This window comes from Bacteroides sp. AM37-9 (assembly GCF_003603455.1).
Lineage (GTDB): Bacteria > Bacteroidota > Bacteroidia > Bacteroidales > Bacteroidaceae > Bacteroides > Bacteroides xylanisolvens.
This window is the reverse complement of record NZ_QTNF01000080.1, coordinates 1-2,417: the sequence shown is the minus strand read 5'-3', so window position 1 is coordinate 2,417 and position 2,417 is coordinate 1. Positions and strand designations below refer to the sequence as shown.

The following is a 2,417-nucleotide window of genomic DNA, read 5'->3' as shown; positions in this document are numbered from 1 at the left end:
GTGTGACCTGTAAAGTCGCGTAATTGATTGTTAAACAGTGATATTAGTTGCATGATTTAACCCGCTGTTCCGTCAGCGGTAGCCTACTATAAGGTGCATCTCCAGTGATGGGTTGTGCCAAGCTTATAGGACAAAGTACACTCTCCGAAAGGACAAGACTGAACCGTGAGGGAACGTCAAGGGCGGTTAGTATCATACTGCCGAGTGGCGAGGCTGGATAGCATGGTTAACATAAGTGAACTGTCTTTAGCCATCGTGAGGTTTGAAGGAGCGGAAGATACTTTAGCTCTCACCAAAAGGTAAGCAGTCGGATAACCCCTGCCCATGTTGGGGTTACACGGACATGGCACTGCCGGTGGACTTGACAGAACCTAAACTATCCTTTTGTCAATTACGTGGAACAGGGCAAGCCTGTATCTCTCTCGTAACAACGCGAGTAAGCGAACCGCAAGGCAAGCCGAAAGGGGTGCAGGTATGAGATAACGGAGAAAGCGAACGCCTCCCTGTAATGGGGAGGATACGGATTGAATCGACATCACGGGCTGATTGTGGATAACATCATCCGACACGAAAGTGGGCAGACTTCCGTATATGGTAACTCTTTACAAGATAACTTTTAGAACTTTCAAAAGGAGGAAAGCAAATGAACGAAACTAAGACATCGTGTGCGCCTGCTGACAACAGGAATCTGACTTGGGACGGTATGAACTGGTCCAAGTGCGAAGCCTATGTCCGAAAGCTTCAAGCGCGTATTGTAAAGGCTCAGAAAGAAGGCAGACATAACAAGGTGAAAGCCTTGCAATGGATGCTCACTCACTCTTTTTACGCCAAGGCATTGGCTGTAAAGAGGGTTACTTCCAACAAAGGGAAGAAAACGTCTGGAGTAGATAAACAGCTTTGGGACTCTCCCAAGCGCAAGTACAAAGCAATCAGTGAACTGAAACGCCGTGGCTACAATCCGCAGCCACTCCGTAGGGTTCACATCAAGAAAAAGAACGGTAAACTCCGACCGTTGGGAATACCGACCATGAAAGACAGGGCGATGCAGGCTTTATATCTCATGGCATTGGAACCGATAGCCGAAACGACAGGCGACCGTTTCTCCTACGGCTTCCGAAAGAAGCGCAGGACAATGGACGCAATCCGTCAGATTGATACGGTTTTAAACCGCCAACATTCTCCCGAATGGATTTTGGAGGGAGATATAAAAGGCTGTTTCGACCACATCAGCCACGACTGGCTCATTGAGAATATCCCTATGGATAAGACAATACTCAGAAAATGGTTGAAATGTGGAGCTGTGTTCAACGGAAAACTATTCCCGACAGAAGAGGGTACGCCACAAGGAGGTATCATATCACCGACACTTGCAAACATGGTACTTGACGGGCTTCAGCCGCTCTTGGCTAAAAGATTCAAAAGACTATGGCGTAACAACAAGACATTCCATTACAAGGTAAATCTTATTCGCTATGCTGACGACTTTATAATCACAGGCCGAGATAAGGAACTATTGGAAAACGAAGTCAAACCAATAGTGATAGAATTTCTCAAAGAAAGAGGTCTTACCTTATCCGAAGAGAAAACTACTATTACGAACATATATGACGGATTTGATTTCTTGGGTTTCAATGTAAGGAAGTTCGGCAAAAAGCTATACACATCTCCGTCCAAAGACGCACAGAAACGCTTTAGGGCAAAAATCAGTGACATAGTCAAAGGACATAAGATGTGTAAGCAGGAATCGCTGATACGAATGCTCAATCCTGTAATCACAGGATGGGGTAACTATTACCGATATGGTGCATCGACCGATGCTTTTCATGGTTGCGACTACCACATTTATAATCTCACGAAGAAATGGGCCTTACGTCGTCACCCTAAGAAACGCAAGTCTTGGGTCGCAGACAGGTATTGGCATGAAATTCGGGGACGCAAATGGACGTTTGCGTGGAAATATGAAACGAAAAGTATGAAAGTGAACTACCTGACCCTTAAAAGATTGTCGGATATACATTATACTCCGTACAAGCAAGTCAAGGGAGAGGCAAATCCTTTTGACCCGGAATACGATGATTATTTCTCTCAGCGTAAGGAGCAACAAATGCTGGAATCTCTCAAAGGACGTAAGTCTCTCTTATATTTATGGAACAAGCAGAACCGGATTTGTCCGTTATGTGGCAAGGAAATAGACTGTACAAAAGCATGGAACGTCAACGAAATATCTGTTGGTGGTTCGATTGTACGGCAACTTGTCCACAACAACTGCTACAAGCGAAATAAACGAAAATGTTGAAAGTATGAGCCGATTTCTAACAACAAATAGAAATATTGAGTTGCTTGAGCCGTATGAGGGGAAACTCTCACGTACGGTTCTTAGGGGAGAAGGGGGCAGCAATGCCCTTGACTTACCCGAT

The 2,417-nt window shown here is 45.1% G+C and carries 1 protein-coding gene and 1 pseudogene; both read left to right on the top strand.

The window, feature by feature from the left end:
• Positions 1-643: 643 nt before the first annotated feature.
• Entirely contained in the window at positions 644-2,296 is a 1,653-nt protein-coding gene (ltrA, locus tag DW862_RS25540) for a group II intron reverse transcriptase/maturase (protein ID WP_005647985.1), read from the top strand.
• Positions 2,280-2,417: pseudogene (locus DW862_RS26575) on the top strand (conjugal transfer protein TraG); the annotation flags it as partial. The gene ltrA and the pseudogene DW862_RS26575, both read left to right, overlap by 17 nt.

Excerpts from the sequence above, each read along its gene's own strand:
- ltrA (WP_005647985.1), top strand. The coding sequence starts at position 644 with ATGAACGAAACTAAGACATCGTGTGCGCCTGCTGACAACAGGAATCTG.